The 19,448-nt window shown below is 52.5% G+C and carries 10 protein-coding genes; 8 read left to right on the top strand and 2 right to left on the bottom strand.

Going from position 1 to position 19,448, the window contains the following annotated elements; all coding sequences use genetic code 11:
- Positions 1-112: 112 nt before the first annotated feature.
- The 4 genes from HY774_15155 to HY774_15140 all read left to right on the top strand — a co-directional run bounded on the left by HY774_15155 (position 113) and on the right by HY774_15140 (position 9,243).
- Positions 113-5,326, top strand: a complete 5,214-nt coding sequence (locus tag HY774_15155) for a tetratricopeptide repeat protein (protein MBI4749823.1) — start codon at positions 113-115, stop codon at positions 5,324-5,326.
- Positions 5,327-5,533: 207 nt separating this feature from the next.
- Positions 5,534-7,312, top strand: a complete 1,779-nt coding sequence (locus tag HY774_15150; GenBank protein ID MBI4749822.1) for a glycosyltransferase family 39 protein — start codon at positions 5,534-5,536, stop codon at positions 7,310-7,312.
- A complete protein-coding gene (locus HY774_15145; GenBank protein MBI4749821.1) occupies positions 7,309-8,181 on the top strand; it encodes a ChbG/HpnK family deacetylase in 873 nt (290 codons plus the stop codon). Before HY774_15150 ends, HY774_15145 begins: the two co-directional genes overlap by 4 nt.
- Before the next feature lie 12 nt (positions 8,182-8,193).
- Positions 8,194-9,243: a glycosyltransferase family 2 protein gene (locus HY774_15140; GenBank protein MBI4749820.1), complete on the top strand. Its 1,050-nt coding sequence runs from the start codon at positions 8,194-8,196 to the stop codon at positions 9,241-9,243.
- Positions 9,244-9,389: 146 nt separating this feature from the next.
- Here HY774_15140 and HY774_15135 read toward each other — a convergent pair whose 3' ends face one another.
- Positions 9,390-9,905: a DUF1232 domain-containing protein gene (locus tag HY774_15135; GenBank protein ID MBI4749819.1), complete on the bottom strand. Its 516-nt coding sequence runs from the start codon at positions 9,903-9,905 to the stop codon at positions 9,390-9,392.
- A 72-nt stretch (positions 9,906-9,977) separates the two neighbouring features.
- On the bottom strand, positions 9,978-11,357 hold the full coding sequence (mgtE, locus tag HY774_15130; GenBank protein ID MBI4749818.1) for a magnesium transporter: 1,380 nt from the start codon (positions 11,355-11,357) through the stop codon (positions 9,978-9,980).
- 467 nt (positions 11,358-11,824) lie between these two features.
- On the opposite strand from mgtE, the gene HY774_15125 reads away from it, so the two are divergent.
- The 4 genes from HY774_15125 to HY774_15110 all read left to right on the top strand — a co-directional run bounded on the left by HY774_15125 (position 11,825) and on the right by HY774_15110 (position 19,445).
- Entirely contained in the window at positions 11,825-12,739 is a 915-nt protein-coding gene (locus HY774_15125; GenBank protein ID MBI4749817.1) for a M23 family metallopeptidase, read from the top strand.
- 223 nt (positions 12,740-12,962) lie between these two features.
- On the top strand, positions 12,963-15,383 hold the full coding sequence (locus tag HY774_15120) for a penicillin acylase family protein (protein ID MBI4749816.1): 2,421 nt from the start codon (positions 12,963-12,965) through the stop codon (positions 15,381-15,383).
- Positions 15,384-15,845: 462 nt separating this feature from the next.
- Entirely contained in the window at positions 15,846-18,743 is a 2,898-nt protein-coding gene (locus HY774_15115; GenBank protein MBI4749815.1) for a TonB-dependent receptor, read from the top strand.
- 150 nt (positions 18,744-18,893) lie between these two features.
- Positions 18,894-19,445, top strand: coding sequence for a Uma2 family endonuclease (locus HY774_15110; protein ID MBI4749814.1), 552 nt, complete (start codon positions 18,894-18,896; stop codon positions 19,443-19,445).
- Positions 19,446-19,448: the final 3 nt, after the last annotated feature.

The following is a 19,448-nucleotide window of genomic DNA, read 5'->3' as shown; positions in this document are numbered from 1 at the left end:
TTCTCCTACGTTCAATTCACAGCACGATTTACCCAGGTAAGAACAGCGTAACTTTCGTGTGCATTCGGGCGGTCACGTCTGCACACATGGTCAATGGTAGAGACGGCACGACATGAAGTCCTGTCCAAAGTGTGCAAAGACATACCCGGATGAATACAACATCTGTCCACAAGATGGTCAGACGCTGATTCACATGGCCAAAAAAGCGGCTGGGGATATCTTTGATCACCTGATTGATGACAAATACCAGGTTTTGCGTCTCATTGGCCGGGGCGGTATGGGGGCGGTGTATGAAGCCGTCCACACCACCATGCAGCGCCGGGTGGCGATCAAAATTTTGAACCCGGAACTGGTTTCAAACCCGGCGGCCATGGAGCGGTTTCGTCGCGAGGCGCTGGCTTCCGGGCGGCTCAAACACCCCAACGCGATCACCATCTACGATTATGGAACGACTGACCGGGGCGAAGCCTTCATCGTGATGGAGTATCTGGAAGGCTGCAGTTTGAACCAGGAAATTCAAACAGTCGGCCCAATGGAGGCCACCCGTGTGGCCTGGATTTTGGCCCAGGCGTGTGACGCCGTCCATGCTGCCCACCAGGAAGGTATCATCCACCGGGATCTCAAACCAGCCAACATCATGCTGGAAAAATTGCGCACCGGGGAAGTCGTCAAGGTGCTTGACTTTGGAATTGCCAAACTTGCCACCAGTTCAAATCCAAACATTATGAATTTGACGGGGACCGGGATCATCGGCACTCCCCAGTACATGTCTCCGGAACAATGTCAGGCGCACAATGTAGATGCCCGGACTGATGTCTATTCGCTTGGTATCATTGCCTATGAAATGTTGACCGGCACGCTCCCGTTTGATGGACCCGCCCCACTTGCGATTGTCATCGCCCAGGTGAAACAACCACCGCCAAAGTTGCGCGACCGGCGGGCTGAAATTCCTGAAGCCGCTGAAGTGATCGTGATGCGTGCCCTGGAAAAGGACCCTGCCAAACGCCAGCAGACGGCTGAAGAATTTGCCCGTGACTTCCGATCCCTGATCCGCCAGCTTTCCACCACTCGCTCGACTTCCCAGGCAACCGGCAATATTTCGCCCCCCCGTGAAAATCGTCCCGCTGGACTCACCAGTCAGGCGATCCCACCCATTAAAGGTGACCGGATTACGGCGCTTGAAACCATTATTCGACCTGGAGTTGGGGTGCCAGGGGCGCCAACTGCCCACCCCGGCACTGAATATTCAGGGGCGCTGCCACTCAGTAATTTACCGCCCCGCCCGGTTCGTGAACTGGTGAGTTTGCCAACCTATGCCTCGATGGAGCGATTTGTTGGCCGAACCCAGGAATTGAGTTTGTTACGTGCGGCCTGGCAACGCATCCAGCAAGGTCGTGGCGGACGTCCGGTACTGATCTTTGGTGAACCTGGAATTGGAAAAACCCGGCTGGCTGATGAAATGCGCGAACGCCTCGAAGACATGGCGGATGGTGCTCCGCCATTGATTCTGACTGGCAAATTTTTTGAATTCGGCGGTGCCGCCCCCTATCAGGTTCTGATCGAGAGTTTTCGTCAACCGCTCTTAAGCCTGTTTTCGCGTGAAATTCACGAAGATACGCCGCTTTCCCCAGAAGACGAGCGATATGTCTCAAAAGCATTTCTGAAAATCCTGGCATCTGACGATTACATGGGGGTTGTGGCAAGTGCTCACGGGAATGGCGACCAGGAAAAATTTCGCATTTTTGACCAATTGATCCGGCTCTATATCCTGATGGCACGCCGGCGAGGGGTTTTAGTCTTTTTTGATGATACCCAGTGGGTGGACGAGTTAACGCTGGAATTTCTGGCTCATCTCAACCGGTCGCTTCTGAGTGAGCGGCTGCTGATTGTGGTGGCCATGCGGTCAATGGTGCTTTCAATTGATACCCACCCGCTCCGGCGATGGATGCGTCAACTCGATGAAACCGGTGGCTTTGAGCAGATTATGCTCGCTCCGCTGTCCAACAGTGAAGTGCGGGGAATGGTCGAGGGAATGCTTGGCAACCAGATTCAATTGCCGGCCAACGTGATCCAGCTTTTGGCCGAAGAAACCAAGGGCAATCCATATTATGTTGGCGAAATCGTGCGCCAGATGATTTCCAACGGCCAAATCAAGCGTGATAAAACTGCCGGGTGGGTGTGCGCCGATATTGGTGAGTTTGACCTGCCTGATTCGATTGCGGCACTGGTGGCAACCCAAATCAGCCGACTGGAAGATAAAGTGGCCGATACACTGGCCCAGGCAGCCGTGATTGGTGAAGACTTCACCTTTGATCTGCTTCAACATGTGACCGAATTGCGTGAAGAAGAACTGCTTGATGCGATTGAATCAGGATTGAAAACCGGAATTTTGCGTGAAGTCGTGGCTTCGGGCGAAGATCGGTACGTGTTTGCTCAGAGTACGATTCACCGGGTGATGTATAAGCGCATCAGCCGGCGTCGCCGGAAAAAGCTTCACGGGCGTGTGGCTGAAAAACTGGAAAAAACAGCCGCCAGCGTCAGTGCTTCCTCCGCCGCGCTTACCAAAGATCGCATGGCCGGTGACCTGGCCTATCATTATTTCCGGGCTGAAGACTGGTCGCAGGCGCTGCGCTACGCCATGGAAGCCGGCTATATCAAATGGAAAACCTTTGCCATTGGTGAAGCAAGCAAATACTACGGCTGGGTGGCTCAGGCGCTGCAGCAATTGCGGGCCATCGAAGAGGCAGGGGTCAATAACCGAAGCATGGATATTGAGGTGCAACGACCCGACATGCTGGTTCAATTTCACCTCAATTATGGCTCGCTCTTGATGGAATGTTCGCAAGTTCAGGAGGCTGAACATCAATTGCAGCTTGCTCTCAAACTGTGTCAGGAGCATAAACTTTCAGCTTTGGGGCGGACCCAGGCGGCACTGGCCCGGTTGTGCAACCTGTCGGGTCTTTCAGAACAGGCGTTGGAATTTGGCCGAGCCGCCCTTGACCGGCTTCAGGAGTATGAAGACCGTGAAGGCGTGGTTGCTGCACTCCACACCATTGGTGAAGCCCATCTGGCACAGGGGCAGCATGCCACAGCCCTGCAGTACCTCGAAGAAGCCCTCAAAATGGCCGACGACGCTGGAAATCGGGCAGGGAAAGCCTCGGTGCTTTCCAGTTTGGGCAAGATGTATTACCAGCAAGGCCGGTATACCCAGGCCATGACCCATGCCGAACAGGCACTGGCTATCGTGCGGTTGCTTGGAAACGGGTTTGATGAACGGCGCAACCTCAGTTTATTGGGCAATATTCACCTCTACCTTGGGCAGCTTGAGGAAGCTGAAAGTTACTATCAGTCAGCGCTCAAAATGGCCTGTGCCCTCGGCCACCGCCTGGGTGAAGCCGCTGGATTGAGTCATATTGGGGATGTATTAACCCTTCAGGATCGCTTTGGTGAAGCATTGGAAAGTTACCAGCAGGCGACCCGGATTGCGCGCGATATTGGCAACCGACTGGCTGAAGGTGAGTACTTGCTCAATATCGGCGCCGTGCAGCGCGAGCGAGGCGAGTATAAGGCGGCGCTGGCCGCCCTGGAGCAGGCGCTCTCGATTGCCTGGGAAACCAGCAGCCACCACGTCGAAGCCAAAACACTGTGCATCATTGGTGATACCTATCGGCGACTCAATCTGTTTGAGGAGTCGGAATCGGCGTTTGTCCGGGCTGGAACGTTGGTGCAAGAGCTTGAAATTCCTGAAGTTGCCTGGCGGACACATTATTTTTGGGCCCTTTCGGAACAGGCTCAGAACAAAAATGACCGGGCGGTGAAACATCTGCAGGAAGCGATTACCATTATTGAGCGGATCAAGGCCGAAATTCCTGAAGACGATGACTCAGTTGAAAGCTTTAAACACAATAAGCAACCAGTGTACGACCTGCTGGCCAAACTTGGTGGCGCGGTCATGTCATCAGAGGTTGTTTCCAAAGGATTGAGTCAACGGATGGTCACTCCGGCACCGGTGACCATGATTATGCCTCCGAAAGCAACCGCCCCGGTGAGGGATCTGGGACTTGAGGTGGAGAGTGACGAACCGGTCTGGAAAGAAGAAGCCGAACCAAAAGTCAATCGAAGTGCCCCCATCCGAAAAGGCGCCCGAGGGAGCAGTGCCCGGCTGTATGTGGAAGAGGGTGGCGCACGTGCGCCCGGACGGGAAGGAAAGGCGGTGCTGAGCGAAACCGGCGAATTTGCGGATGAGTCCTTTAACCCGGTGTCGGAAGTCTTGTCAGACCTGATTGAATTTGCCAACCAGCTTGAAATGGATGGCCTGTTTGAAGTTGGTGAAGTCCAGGAATCGTCAGTCTCACCCAGGGGCGAGACGGCGCCGGAAAAGAAAAAAGAGCCGAAAAAGCCAAAACCCAAAGAATCCGCCCCACCGCCGCCAACCGTGATTGCTGAAATTCCGGTTGAAAAACCAGCGCCACCGCCACCACCGAATTTTGAACCGCTGGCGACACAGCCACCGGTTACTCCGACTTCCCATACACCACTTTCTTCCGTTACTCTGGCCAGTTCCGCAAACTCGCTTGAGACCAACTGGCAGCAAATGCTCCAATCGGCCCGGGCCGCTGGGGATCGCGGAGCCGAAAAACGGGCCCTCACGCTGATGGGTTCTTCGCTCCACAGCCAGGGCCATACCGCCCGGGCCCGCGATAATTATCAGCAAGCCTTAGCCATCGGCAAGGAAACCCAATCCCGTCAAGGCGAAGCCGCGTTGCTCAACAACATTGGCGAAACCTTTCGACAGGAGGGGCGCTATGCGGATGCGCTGGCGTATTACCGGCTGGCACTCCGGAGCGCCCGAGAATTTCGCGATGATCGGGCGTCCGAGATTGCGCTGGTCAATGCCGGGTTGATGTATATGCGGCTGGGGCAGATCAAAGAGGCTCTTTCCATGCTCAATCAGGCCCAGGCCAGCAACGAGGTCACCCAGGACCAGGAAATGCGGGCGGAGGCATTACAGGCATTGGGGGAGGTTTATTGGATTCAAAAGGAATATTCCAAGGCGTTTGATTCGTGCCAGGAAGCCTTAAAACTGGCCCAAGACGTTGGAAATTCTGACCTGGAGTGGCGGGCGCAATGGGTAATCGGTCGGTGTCGCTGGCTGCGGCAAGAAAAACCGCTGGCCCAGGCAGCACTTCAAGCCAGTCTGGCTGCCATTGACCGCCGCTTAACTGAAATTGCTGGTGAAGACCTTCGGCGTCGGTTGCTTTCGGAACGCCAGGAAATTAGCTCGCTGCACGAAGAATGGCAGCGTGAATCTGGTATCCGTGGATAAGAAATGCGAATTAAGAGTTGAGGAAATGAGCGGTTTGAGCCCAGGAACCGGGCTGAGAACCAAAAACGACTTCAGCCCTTAACTGGCATAAGAAATAGGCTTGAGGGAAGAGAATGACTGGCTCGTTGGGGAACACATCCAATCATTCTTTCAGTAGACTCCCTGAAAAGCACATCCAACCGGATACTGTTTGAGGACCAATATTACGTGAGATTTTTGGATATAGCAGACGTCCAGTTTCAGGATTTGCCGCCGACCTCGACACCACCCGGCATTTTTACCTGGAAGCAAACCGTTGTGTGTCTGGCGCTCCTGACTTGTTTGGCGTTTGGGCTCCGTGTGGCCAACTTGAGCGCGGCTGGTTTTGCCGAGGATGAAGTTCACAAAGTCGAAGCCATTGCCGCCTACCGTCAGGGGGACTTTGCCCACAATCTGGAACATCCAATGTTGATGAAACTGGCGATGGGGGCCAGTCTCATGGTTTCAGAACAGTGGAATCAACTGGTTCCGGCCACCTGTTCCATTGCTCCGGAAGCCGCCATTCGTTTCCCAAACTGTGTGGTGGGGGCGCTGACCACTCTGGTTTTGGGATTGCTCGCGGCTGAGTTGTTCAATCCGATTATTGGCATCCTGACGGGAATGTTCTGGGCCACTGGAATGGTATCGCTGGCGATCAATCGGATTGGAAAAGAAGACACTTTTCTGGTTTTCTTCCTGCTGCTTGCCTATTATGCCTACCTTCATGCCAAGCAGCTTGGCATGAAGGAACTCTCCCCACATCGGCGCCGGATACAGGCCCGCTGGTATATCCTGTCAGGCGCCTCGTTTGGCTTCATGATTGCCTCCAAATACTTTCCCCACTATTGGGGACTGTTGTTTTTGTGGGAATACCTCGACCACAAATTACGTCCGACCAATCCGCTGACCAATCCGATTCCGCGATTTGTTTTTCCCCGATTTTATGGAGCGATGGTGGGCTGTTTTTTGATCGGAAACCCAATCGTGTGGATGTCGCCCATTTTTTCTTACGTTATCAACTATGTCAGTGAGGAAACGGTGACGCATCACGGCTATATGATGATGGATATGTTGTTTTACAACACTCCGTCACACACTGCCTTCAGCGGTGGTCTGCCGCTCCACTTTTACGCCTTGATGCTGGGGATCAAAACTCAACCGCTGGTTTTGATTGGGTTGGTGGTTGGGCTGATTATAACCCTGCGTCGGGTTGGCCAAAGCCAGTACTTTTTGATTGTTTTTATGGGCGTGTTCTGGCTGATGCCTTTTTCCATCGTTGGTGCCAAATGGATGCGCTATACCCTGTCATTGCTCCCGTTTGTCTATGTCGTAGCTGCGATTGGCATGTATGAGATCGGGAACTGGGGATACCAACTCTATCGGACTTTGAGCTCAGCCGAAAGGTGTGAGCATTCGTTCCTGGAGCGCCATCCAGATGCCCAGGAACATCTGGTCGCCGCTCTCTTAGCGGTTATCACGGCCATTGTGTTAATACCCTGTCTCCAGCAAGCCCCGTTTTACAGCCTGTATACCAACGTGTTTGGTGGCGGGGAAGCCCGTGCCGGGACCTACTTCCCGCACGATGAATTTTATGATGCTGGGGTGCGTGAGGCGCTGGCCAGTATTGCCCAACTGGCACCGCCGGGCGCCCTGGTCGTTACCGAGACCCCGTGGGTCGCCAGATATTATTGCAATCGCTTTCAGCGGCCCGATTTGAAAAACGAAATTTTGTCTGATGCCAGGGTTGAACTCGATACTGACTCCCTCAAATTTGTGATCGTCCAACGCGGAAGATACTATTTCGAGAATATTGAGCGCATTCACTGGCTGACTCAGAATGGAACGCTGGTCAAGGAAATTGTCGTGGCCGGCAAAGTCGCGGCCCAGGTTTACGTCTGTGGAAAAAAACAGCCTGAGCCGTTTGATTCATACATTGTGCAGGCCAGTGCGCTAAAGGAGGCAGATTGAAGTATTTAATCGTGAACGCTGATGATTTCGGCATGTGCCGGGGCGTTAACACGGGTATTCTTGACGGCTACCATCAAGGCATTATCCGCAGTACAACCTTGATGGCCAACGGGGATGATTTTGAAGATGCCGTGGCCCGGGCCAAAGACACTCCGGGATTAGGCGTCGGATGTCATCTGGTGCTTTTGGGCGGAGATCCAATCGCCCCACCCAAATCTGTTCGCAGTTTGCTGGATGCCCAGGGAATGTTTCCAAATGATTTCGGCGTTTTTACCCGAAAGCTGGTGGCCGGTCGGTTGAAATACACCGAAATTGTCACTGAATTTCGCGCCCAAATTGAACGCATCCTCAACAGTGGTATCCGGTTGACCCACCTGGATAGCCACAAACATTCGCATGCCCATCCGACTGTTCTGGATGCAGTGCTTGAAGTCGCTGAAGCCTACCAAATTCCAGCCATCCGCAAGCCGTTTGAATGTTTCTGGTGGGCGCCGCTGGCCACGTTGCGAAGCGGGTCAAAGTTGACATTGTTAAAGCAAAAAGCCAGTCGTGCGGCCATGTCCCACTATGGGCGAACCTTCCGATCAAAAGTTGCCCACCACCAGGTTTGCGTTCCTGACCAGTTTTATGGATTTATGCACACCGGGTTGTTGACGCCGGAACTGGTGGCAACCCTGATTGCCAGATTGCCTGACGGCGTAAGCGAATTGATGTGTCACCCGGCGCATATGGATGACAGCCTGCGCCAGTATAAAACCCGGTTGAAAGAATCTCGGGTCAATGAATTCGAAACCATGACCTCACCCACGGTGCGTGAGGCCATCCAAACCCAGAATATTCAGTTAGTGAATTTTTCAATTTTTCAGTAATCGAGAAAAGCTATGCGTCAATCCACGTTTTCGTCCGATACCGCCGACGATTTGTATGGTCCATCTGGTACCCCGGAATTTTCACTCGTCATTCCGATGCACAATGAAGAAGAAAGCGCCCGTGAGTTATACCAGAAACTGGTTGAAGTCATGGAAGCCCGCTATCCATCGTTTGAAATCCTCTTTGTTGATGACGACAGCACGGACCGGACCTACCGGCTGCTGGCTGAAATTGCAGCCCGCGATCCGCGAGTGATTCTCATCAAACTTAAGCGGAACTTTGGACAAACCCCTGCGTTGGCAGCCGGTTTTGACTATGCTCGTGGTGAAATCATTGTCTCGATGGATGGTGATTTGCAGCACGATCCGAGTGATATTCCAAACCTGATTGAAAAAATATTTGAAGGCTATGACCTGGCCAGCGGGTGGCGAAAAGAACGGGTTGATAATCTGGTCTTGCGGCGCATTCCATCACGAGTTGCCAACTGGATGATGGCCAAATTGTCAGGCGTGGAATTGCATGACTTTGGAACGACCTTTAAAGCCTACCGCCGCAATACCATCAAGCGCATCAAACTCTATGGTGAATTGCACCGCTTTATTCCAGCACTGGCCAGTTGGAACGGCGCGAAAATTTGCGAAGTCCCGATCAAAAACACGGTTCGTGAAAATGGAGCTTCGCATTACGGTATTTCACGCACCTTCCGGGTAATGTTTGATTTGCTGACTGTTCGTTTTTTGTTGAAGTATGTGACGCGACCGCTTCACTTTTTTGGAGGCTGGGGCTTGCTGGCAACTATGAGCGGACTGCTGATTGCCTTTTTCCTGATCGTCAAAAAGCTGTGGAGTGGGGGAGATGTATTTCTGGAACATGGCCCACTCATGATGATGGGCATGTTGCTGGTTCTGACCGGCGTGCAGCTTGTTTCCACAGGTTTGGTGGCGGAGCTGCTGGCTCGAACCTATTTTGAATCTCAGGGGCGCACTATCTACACGGTTGAAACCATTGTGAATCACATCCAGCGCACCGAATCACGCGACGCAACCACCGTCGTGTCGTGAGATAGGGCTGAAAAAACCAGGGCTGAGGGGGCTTGGGGCTGAGGGCTGAAGAATTGGTTTTATTTCATCCCTCATCCCTTTGATTGCCCCAAACCCGAAGTCTTCAGCCCGACTTCTTCAGTCCCAAGCCCTCAGCCCCAGATTTTTCATCCCTTAGCCTGATCTGATACCTTGTCACTTCGCCGGGCAGTATATTCCACAAAATCAACCACGCCTCCAGGAAGCTGGACTTTTCCAATCAAAGCTCTCTGCACGGGTTTGGGAAGGAAAAAGGTCGAGATCTTCGATACCCAATTCAGGAGGCGGAAGATATCGCCTTCACCATCCCAATGTTCGCGGATGATGGCTGGGTCGGTATGCCGAAAGAGTCGTAACAGGGCGACAGCAATCAGGTACGCATCGTCAATTTGCCCCACAAATGGAATGATGTCCGGAATCAGATCAAGCGGTGTGATGACGTACAAAATGGTGCCCGCCAGGATAATTTTGTCACAACTCGAAACCCGAGAATCGCGAATTAACCGATAGGCCAGTTTGACGAGATTGGGGAGAAATCGGAGCGCCCGACGCATTTGTTGCTTCAGGTAGCCGCGTTGAGGTGGCGCCGACGGTGATTGGACTTCGAGTGAAAGCTGATCTGCAGGTGGTTTCAAGTCGCTCATGGTGTTGCTTCCATTCAGGGTTCAGGGTTCAGGGTTTTTGAATTGTGGTTGGTTCCAGGCAGTGCCTGTACATCAGTGAATCCAGTGAAAAAGGAGCCATGCCAGGCCAAGGTACGAGAAAAATCCTAAAGCTTCGGTGGTCGTGATGGCAATTGCACTGGATGCCAGGACCGGATCAACCCCAAGTTTGCGGATGAGAAGCGGGGAAAGCGACCCGGCAATAGACGCAACCACCAGATTACAGACTGTCGCCAGTCCAACGACGAGTGCAAACTGAAGGTTCTGCTGCCAAATTCCAACCAGTAAGGTTAAAACCAGCCCAAAAACGAGTCCATTGCTGAGCCCAACCATCAGTTCCTTTACAAAAATCCGGCGTTCAGTTCCTTCGCTCACTTCACCCAGTGAGAGGCTGCGCACAATCACGGTCAGGGTTTGCGTTGCCGCGTTTCCCCCAATCGTTGCAAAAATCGGTAACATGGCCGCCAGAGCCAGTTTGGAGGTGAACATATCCTGGAATCGGCTCACCACAAACGCTGGGATCAGTGCTGAGACCAGACTGAGCACCAGCCAGGGAAAACGAGTGCGCAACGACCGAAAAGGTTTGGCCATGGCCCGGTCATCGCTCTCAACCCCAGCCAATGCAAACAGATCTTCGGTGGCTTCTTCACGCATGACGTCAATGACATCATCCACGGTCACAATTCCGATCAGCTTATTGTTTGAATCAACCACCGGGACCGCCACGATATTGAATTGCGCGACAATCCGGGCCACGGATTCCTGATCGTCTTCGGCATGGACCTTGATGACATCGGTTGACATCAGGCGTTTGAGCGGTATGTTGGGTGGGTTGAGCAACAACTGCCGCAAGGCCACCACTCCAACCAGATGATTGCGATCATCCACCACGTAAAGATAAAAAACCATTTCCAGCCGGTCGCTGCTGCTTTGAAGCGCGGAAATTGCCTCTGAGACCGTCACATCCTCGCGGAGCCGAAAGACGTCCGGGGTCATAATCCGCCCGGCGGTATACTCAGGAAACTGAAGGAGTTCCTGCGCGACAAGCGAATGATCCAGTTCCATCAGTGACAGGACTTCCTCGTGGCGGTCTTCAGGCAAGAATGACAGCAGGTGTGCCGCATCATCCGGCGGCAAATGCTGGAGCACGTCGGAAATCTCTTCAGCCGTGAGGTTTTCAAGCACATCAAGGCCATGTTCTTCAGCCAGCATTTCACTCAGGATCGTGGCTGAAAGAGAAGTGTTGGTGGTGAAAATCTGCTCAAAAACCTCAATCCGGTCACGTCCCCTGAGATTGATCAGAATTTGAGCTACTTCAACTGGACGCAATTTTTGAAGCAAACTGAGGTAGGTGGCCGTGGCACCGCGTTTCACCAGACGTGAAACCGTTTCAACAGTTCGCTGAAGTTGAAACGGTTGGTTGAGAGTGTCCATAGGCGTTCAGGGTTTGGGGGTTTTTCGGAAGGGATGAGGGATGAAGGATGAGGGATGAAAACATCACCCTGTCACCTTGTCAGTCGGTCATCTTGTCAGGGTTCAAGGTTCAAAGTTCAGGGTTTTCGAATTTATGTCCTTTTCGTCCTTTTTGTCTTTATTCCTCAGTGAACCCCAAACCCTGAACCCCGAATTTGCTCGGTTATATCACAGCCGCTTGAACCCTGTCAGGTAAGATTGCTTTGTCCCGCACGATGTGGCTGAGTCCCAGAGACGGGTTGCACACATCGGCAGGTTATGATACCTTCGGCGGCCTCTTAACCTTCACAGGGGTCTTCATCTTCTACCCCACCCCATTATCAAGTCACACAAGTCTTTTCAGAAACACCTGGTCGGTTACGGCCTGATTTTGCTGAGTTGTGGCAATTTGTGTTTTTGAAATCTTCGTTTGAACAGAGAGTCACCGCATGGGAAATTTTCGTCTAGTCGCATATCTTCGCAATTTTTTGTTAAGGGTCTCGCGCGTCCCCCGCGAACAACGGTTTTACACCTTCATTCTCGCCGCACCCACCGCCACCGCCAAAATTCATCGGTTTCAGTTGCCTCACCACTTGTTGTGTGTGGTGTGTGTGCTGGCGGCGCTTGGAGCACTCACGGTACTGGCTGGCGCCGGCTGGCTGATTCACAAGGCGATTGTTTTTTCTGAAGTCGCGCGGATGCAAACCCAATACCATCAACTTCGCCATGAAAACACCGTCCTCAAGTCGCACTATGATGAACTCAATCAGCGCATCAATGCGATTCAGGATATTTCGAAAAAAATCTCCGCCAACGGACAACTGTCAATCAGCGGTGGTTCAGGCCCGTACAATGGTGTTGGCGGCCCCGAAATGGTCAAGCAACTGGAATCGAACGTCAATGAATTGGAAAGTGAGTTGCAGCAGTTAAAAGTTGCTTACGACCGCGAACAACTCCGACTGGCTCACATTCCCCAGGGGTGGCCCGCTGAAGGCCGATTTACGGATGACTTTGGTGGCCGCTATAACCCATTTAGCGGGGAAGGGTATGAATTTCACACTGGTCAGGATATTGGCTGTGACTATGGCGCAGCGGTTTCCGCGACTGGCAACGGCTATGTGGCCATGGCCAGTTACCAGAATGGCTATGGCAATCTGGTCGTGATTGATCATGGAAATGGCCTCACCACCTGCTATGGCCATCTTTCAAAAATCGAAGTCACCGTTGGTCAGCCAGTTGAGCGAGGTGCCATCATTGGGCGTGCTGGCAGCACCGGACGTTCAACCGGGACACACGTTCACTATGAAGTCCGTGAAAATGACAAACCCGTTGATCCGCGTCGCTATGCGCAAGTCGGATATTGAGATCAACTCATCCTTGAATAGAAAAATGATGGGGTAGTGAGGGCACCATGGGCTTTCACTACCTTTTTCTTTTAAAAAACCGGGGCTCAGGGCAATCGAAGGGATGAGGGATGAGGGATGAAAGAAAACCAATGCTTCAGCCTGGCTTCTTCAGCCCTCATCCCTTCGATTGCCCTGAGCCCTGATTTTCTTCAGCCCACATCACCCAATGGTCACTGTGAAAATGACACCTGTTTCGAAACGCACAATTCTTTTCCGATGGCTCAAGCGTCTGGCGATTGGGGTGCTGCTGTTTGTTGTGTTAAGTGGTCTAACGGGTGGGATTTGCTACTATCGCTGGTTTCAGTCGCCATTGCCACAACTGGATGGCGAAGTTCGACTCCCAGGGCTTTCGGCGCCAGTGACCATCAGCCGCGATGAATATGGCGTGCCCCATATTCAGGGGGCAAATACGGACGATCTGGCCCTTGCCCAGGGATATGCAGTGGCCCAGGATCGCCTCTGGCAAATGGACTTGCTGCGGCGAGCGGCGCGTGGGGAACTGGCGGAAATTTTTGGGGAAGAACGACTTGCCTATGATCAAGCCCAACGACGGCTCGGATATGTACTGGTCGCCCAACAGGGACTCGAAAAACTCCCGCCTGACATGCGGCGCAACCTTGATGCGTTTACTCAAGGAGTGAACGCCTATATTGAACAGCATCGGGACCGTCTCCCGGCTGAGTTTCACCTGCTACGATATACCCCGCGCCCCTGGGAAACACTCGATTCACTGGTGATTGGCAAGTTGATGGCCCAGTCTCTGAACACGAGTTTTCCCAGTGACTTAATGCGTGAAACATTTCGGGCACGGTTTGATGCTCAGACGTGCAACCGGCTTTTTGGAGACACCAACCCACTTGATCGCATTCTGGTTGGTTCGGACGCCACGGCACCGCTTTCACCAAATGGAAACCCCGTTCCAGCTCCAGAGAAAAAAGAAGATCCCAAACTGGCTCAGATTCAGACGAAGCCCGAGTTGAGCGATCCTATCCTCGAACGCGAAGCACTGGCACTGGTTGGGTTGGATGGTGATGGGCTTGGCAGTAACAACTGGGTGATTGGTGGTACACGCACCGTGACCGGAAAGCCGATTTTGTGCAACGACACGCATCTTGGTCACAGTGTTCCTTCCATCTGGTATATGGTGCATTTGATGACCACCGATGGCGGGTTCAATGTCTCCGGTTTTGTTTTTCCTGGTATTCCCGGTGTTGTGATCGGTCACAATAGCCGAATTGCGTGGGGTGTCACCAACTTTGGCCCTGATGTTCAGGATCTTTTTGTTGAAACTTTTAACCCGGTCAACCCTGGCGAATATCGGGTTGGAGACGCCTGGGAAAAAGCCAGTTTCCGAACTGAGCGCATTCGGGTTCGGAAATCACTCTGGTCCACGGAAACACGTGAGGAAGTGTTGCAGGTCACCACAACTCGTCACGGGCCGATTGTGCGTGAAGAAAACGGGAAACGGTATGCGCTCCGCTGGACAGCCCTTGACCCCCTGACAGAGTTCCCCACCTTTGACCTGCTTTCCAAAGCTGCCACCTGGCAGGATTTTCAAGCGGCGCTCAAGCTGTATCCCGGGCCGATGCAAAATTTCATTTACGCCGATGTTGATGGCAACATTGGGTATTGGGCGGCGGGGATGGTTCCAATTCGGAAATCAGGGGATGGTTCAGTCCCGGTTGATGGTGCCAGTGGGGAAGGTGAGTGGACGGGCTATATCCCTTTTGAACAGCTTCCGCACCTGTTTAATCCGGCGGAAGGGTATATCGTGACCGCCAACCAGCGGATTACCGGGAAATCAATCCCCGAGTTTTACACGCATCAATGGTATGCACCTTATCGGGCCGCCGCGATTCAACGCCGGATTTTAATGAAGGAAAAGCATACGCTGGACAGCATGAACACCATTCATGCTGATTCCTGGTCGTATCCAGATGACCTCTTTGTCAAAGAAGTCTTGAAATTGTTTCCCAATCACAAAAGTGAAGAAACCTGGCAACGCATCCACCAGGATTTATCTGAATGGAATGGAGAGCTCCAGGCTGACTCAAGAGTGGCTGCGATTGTGACGACGTGGCGGCTGCGATTCATTAAGAAGTTACTGGAGGCCAGGCTCGGCACTTTTGAAGCCAAATACCGCTGGGAAAATGCCGAAACAGTGTATGCCTCGCTCATCCTGGACCGACCGGCTGACTGGCTTCCAAAAAAGTTTAAGAGCTATGACGATCTCCTGGCGGCGACCTACCGTGAAGCCATTGTCGAATTGGAGCAGAAATTCGGAAAATATCGCACTACCTGGAATTATGGAGCACTCAATACCCTTGAGTTTTCACATCCACTGGCTCGGATTTCCCTGTTAAAACCGATTTTGAATCCACCGGTGCTTGTCATGAATGGTTCCGCCAACACGGTGAATGCCTATGGCCGTGGAAAAGTGTGGGGAGTCTCAATGCGGCAGGTGGTGGATCTCTCAAATTTGGACAACTCACTTCAAGCGAAGGGTTTAGCGAAGGGTTTTAGGCCCGCAGGGTCGTTGTGTAATAGCCGTGGTGCGAAGCCCACGGTCTGGAACAGACAAAATGACAAGGTGACAGGGTGACAGGGTGACAGGGCATACACTTCAAGCGAAGGGTTTTAGGCCCGCAGGGTCGTTGTGTAATAGCCGTGGTGCGAAGCCCACGGTCTGGAGCAGACAAAATGACAGGGTGACAGGGTGACAGGGTGACAAGGTGACAAGGTGAGAGGGGGGGGACAAATACCCGGTTCTCTGATACAGGTCAGGCTCGCTCCTCGCTACTCGCTCCTGGCTACTCGCCACTCGCTCCTCACTCTTGTATTCAACTGTGTTCTGGAAAAATAATTGAAATGCCTGAAAAAACTTGATTGGCGATTGTCTAAATGTTACAAGCAATTAACATTCGCCAGGTACTCTCGCATTTCCAGGAAATCCTTCAACACTTGAACTCACTTCGGATTCACCGAAGCTCGGCAAACACTCTGTTTGCCATTGATCCACGGCTATCCAAAACAACCAATTTCAACTACAGAAAAGGGAAAAGCCATGAAACCCACGCCTGCAACGAATCTAGTTTGGCGGCTGCTTTTGGGTATTGTGCTGGCAATTGGAGCGGTAACGCCTGTTTTTGCTCAAGCACAATCAACCACAGGTTTGATTCAGGGTGAGATTACTGACACCTCTGGCGCTGTGGTGGCGGGTGCAAAGGTTACGGCGCAAAATGAAAGCACCGGACTGGAACGCTCTGTCACAACCAATACCAGTGGGTTGTTTAATCTTCCTCTGCTTCCTGTTGGAACTTACAAACTTACTGTTGAAGCCTCAGGATTTTCGACAACAGTTCAGGAAGACATCGCCCTGACCATTGGTCAGACGCTGACACTCAATTTGAAACTCCAGCCCGGTGGTGCATCTGAAGTCATCACGGTTACCACTGAACCACCAGTGGTTGACACTGGACGACCCGAACAGAGCACCTTGATTGATGAACGTTCGGTTCAGGCATTGCCCATTAACCGACGTGATTTCACCAATTTCATTGGGTTGACCCCCGGTGTGTCGGTGGTGCAGGGACCAGACGGGGACGTCGCCACCCTGTACGGACAACGCGGGACTCAAAACAACCTGTCAGTTGACGGGGCTGATGCCAATAACCCATTTTTTGGCGAGCAACGCGGTGGACAACGACCAGCCTTCACAATTGGGTTAGAGTCAGTGAAAGAATTTCAGGTCGTTCCGATTGGTGCCTCGGCTGAGTTTGGCCGATCATCAGGCGGGTTCATCAATGTGATCACCAAATCAGGGACCAACGATTTTCGCGGCACTGCGTTTTTGTATTTCCGCAACCAGTCAATTGCCAGTCAAAACCCGGACGCGGTCAAGGCCAATTTGCCAACCCAGGATTTTGACAACTATCAGTTTGGCGGCAACATTGGCGGTCCGATCAAACGCGACAAAGCGTTTTTCTTTGTCTCATATGATCAGAACAACGGCAGCAGCAGTCGTCCAAACCAGATTGACCCCCGACTGGTATCGTTGTTTGCCACGCGATTTGGATCACCCAATGAGCAAGGCAACATCGAACGCACCAACGATGCCAACGCGGTGCTGGCCAAACTGGATTGGTCTATCAGTCCAAGTAATTTATTGACGCTTCGGAACAACTATAGCCGGGCCAAACAGGTGAACGGTACGTTTGACGTGCCAACCTGGGGGGCGAGCGCCAACGGACGCGAAGAAGGCACCAGCAATGCGTTTATCGCCCAACTGGTTACCACGATTACCCCAACCACACTCAATGAATTTCGCTTCCAGTATGCCCGCGAGACCCGTCCCCGATTCTATGACGGACCGGACCTGCCAGATACCACCATCGGGACGTTTGACGGGTCATTGTCATATCGCTTTGGCCGCCCCTTCTTCCTGCCCGTGCCGGAAGTTGATACCCGGCTGCAGTTTAATGACAACTTCTCGCTGATTTTGGGCAACCACAACATTAAATTTGGCGGTGAATACAACCGCACGACCACTGAACAGACCTTCATCGGATTTGCCCGTGGCCGCTACATTTTTGCTGGTCCAACCATTGATTCCGCCATTCAGGGTTTTCAGGATTATATTGATGGCCGAAACGCCAATGGTCTGGCCCTCTACCTGCAGTTTGCTCCGCTCGGTGGACGTACCATTGAACAGGCTGGCTTCCAATCATTTTCAGTGAATGAACCAGCGTTCTTTGTGCAGGATTCCTGGAAAATTAAACCGAATTTAACCCTGAATTATGGTTTGCGATGGGAAGGTCAATTCCTTCCAGATCCGCTCAATGCTCCAAACCAGACCCGGTACGCTCAATTTCTCAACAACCCGTTGTTCCCATCGGATGGCACCATTCCTGACTTTACCGATGGCTGGCAGCCACGCGTTGGGTTGGCCTGGGATCCAGGAAATGACGGAAAAACCGCGATTCGGCTCGGTGCGGGGATTTATTATGCCCGCTTGCCCGGCCTGCCGTTGGCTGGTCCACGGAACACTGACGGCGCCATTGCCGGAAACATCTTCTTTGCCGGGTTCCTGGGCCTGCCGATTGAAGCCTATCCGCAATTCCCAGGGATCGTTCCAACCGAAGGATTTTCACCCTTTAACCCAGGGATCGCGATTTTCCCACGCAACTTTGAATTCCCACGCACGGTGCAGTTTGCGGCCAGCTTTGAACGTGAAATCTTTACCAACACCTCAGTTGGCATCACGTTGAACTATGCCCACGCCACCCGCCAGTATCGGTTTGTGGATCGGGGCAACGGTCAACTGTATGGCGGCGCTTCTCCATTTGCCGCCGCTGATGGTTCAGGGGTTGGCGAAATTCGCAGCATCGAATCTTCAGCCAAATCGCTGTTCCGAGGCATTACCTTCTCGGTCAATCGTCGCTTTGCCAATCGTTTCCAGGTGCAGGGAAACTACGTGCTGGCGTGGGATTACTCGGATGACGACAACGAACGTGATCCATTTACCTTCCGCTATGCCGATATTCAGAATCTGGACCTGGAATATTCATTCTCGGACCGCGACCAGCGTCACCGGGTGAATATTTTCAGCACCTACGAAGCCCCGTATGGCATTCAACTGTCGTTGATTTTCCAATCACGATCAGCCCAGCCATTCTCGGATCCAGCCTGTGCCCGCAGCAACAGCGATTGCCCAGGCACCACCATTCGCCGCAACACCCGTCGTCAGGATAACGTGTTCACCACGTTGGATTTGCGCGTGCTCAAGACGTTCAAATTCTCTGAAACGATGGCGTTGGACGCGATTTTCGAAGTTTTCAACATTGCCAACAGCCGCAACCTGCGCTTTGTGCCGCGTCCGTTGACGTTCAACTTTGACGGAACAGTCCGTCAGGGCTTTGGCGAACCACGCCAGGCTCAGTTTGGCGTCCGGTTCCGGTTCTAAAGACCAGAGCTGAAAACCTGGGGCTGAGGGCTTGGGGCTGAAGATTCGCAAGCTCGGGGCTGAAGACATCAGGCTGAACAAACCAGGGCGTGGGGCCTGGTTTGTTCAGCCCGATATTCTTCAGCCCTTGTTTTTATAGGAGCTTTCGCTATGACACTCATAACCCAACAGTTTACGGCTTGTGAATTATTTGAAATGCCCGGTGATGGTTTTCGATGTGAATTGGTGAAGGGAGAATTGAAAAAAATAGCGCCAGCCGGGCATGTTCATGGGCGAATCATTATTAATATCTCAACGCCTCTGGATACGCACGTCAGAACCAACCAGCTTGGGCTGGTGTTTGCGGCTGAAACGGGGTTCCAGCTTGCGTCCAATCCAGATACTGTCCGAGCCCCTGATGTTGCATTTGTGCGGGCTGAAAATGTCAAATCTGATCTTGACCAGCGGGGATACTGGCCGGGAGCGCCGGATTTGGTGGTTGAAGTCATTTCACCGGGAGACATTTACACCGAAGTTGAAGAAAAAGTGTTTGATTGGCTTGAGGCTGGAACCAAAATGGTCGTTGTGGTCAATCCGCGAAAGCGGGTGGTCACGGTGTATCGTTCTCTCACGGAGATTGTGGTTCTGACTGAAAATGATGTGCTTGATGGAAAAGAGCTTATTCCTAACTGGTCGTTGCCAGTAAAAACCATATTTGCTTAATGT

This window comes from Acidobacteriota bacterium (genome assembly GCA_016208495.1).
In the GTDB taxonomy this organism is placed as follows: Bacteria; Acidobacteriota; Blastocatellia; order Chloracidobacteriales; family Chloracidobacteriaceae; genus JACQXX01.
This window is presented reverse-complemented; position numbering and strand designations above follow the sequence as displayed.